The sequence below is a fragment of the Parapedobacter tibetensis genome, from assembly GCF_024704835.1.
In the GTDB taxonomy this organism is placed as follows: domain Bacteria; phylum Bacteroidota; class Bacteroidia; order Sphingobacteriales; family Sphingobacteriaceae; genus Parapedobacter; species Parapedobacter tibetensis.
Window position 1 is genome coordinate 1 of sequence record NZ_JAMXBE010000058.1, and the last position, 1,088, is coordinate 1,088.

Sequence of the window (1,088 nt, forward strand, 5' to 3'; positions counted from 1 at the left end):
CGTAAGTTCAATTAAGAAATGCAACAAAAGTTAATTAACAATACCCATCGGGGGTACCCCCGATGGGTATTGTTAAGGGGAAAAACCAGACTTTTGCGTTGCTATGAAAAAATCACATTTAACCCTTGAACAAAGGTACGAAATCCAGGCGTACAGGGATGCCGACAAAAAGCCATCGGAGATATCGGCGGTGATCGGCAGGGACAAACCGGTCATCAGCCGGGAACTGAATCGGAACAGCAAACCCAACGGGCAGTACCGGGCAATTTACGCCCACGGGATAGCCCAGATCAGGAAAGAGCGGCTGAAGCGCCCCCGCAAGCTGGACCATGCCATGGAAACGGCCATACACAGGCGCCTCAGGGAAGACCAGTGGTCCCCCGAACAGATCAAGGGCCGTGCCGACAGGGAGGGAAAGCCGATGGTCAGCCACGAGCGCATCCACCAACTGATCCGTAAAGACAAAGCCGATGGCGGGGATCTGTACAAACATACCCGGCACTGCCTCAAACACCGGAAAAGGCCGGTGGGCGGTTCCCATGGCGGTATCAGGAACAAACGCTCCATAGACGACAGGCCGGATATCGTCAGCCGGAAAGCACGCATGGGGGACTGGGAGATAGATACCATTATCGGCCCGCAGAACAGGGGAGCCATCGTGACCATCGTTGAAAGGCAGACCGGATTGCTGTTCATGAGGAAATTGCCCGATGGGAAACACGCAAAGGAATTGGGGAAAATCGTGGTCGATATCCTCATACCTTACAAAGACCACGTGCACACCATCACTTCGGACAACGGAAGCGAATTTGCCGACCACAGCCATATCGCAAAAAAGCTCGGTGCCGGATTCTTCTTCGCACATCCATACTCCTCATGGGAAAGGGGAATCAATGAATACACCAACAAACTCATCAGGCAATACATCCCCAAAAAACAGTCGTTTGAAGAACTCAACAATCAGTATATCAAAGAAATACAATACAAAATAAATGCAAGGCCAAGAAAAAAACTCGATTACGATAATCCAAAACAAATTTTTTACACTAACTTAGATAAGAAAGTTGCATTAGTGAGTTGAATCTACC

General features: G+C 49.5%; 1 protein-coding gene. It reads left to right on the top strand.

The window, feature by feature from the left end; genetic code table 11:
• Nucleotides 1–103: 103 nt before the first annotated feature.
• Complete coding sequence (locus tag NF543_RS25220) at nt 104–1,081, top strand: IS30 family transposase (protein WP_257670979.1); 978 nt, start codon at nt 104–106, stop codon at nt 1,079–1,081.
• The last annotated feature ends 7 nt before the right edge of the window (nt 1,082–1,088 follow it).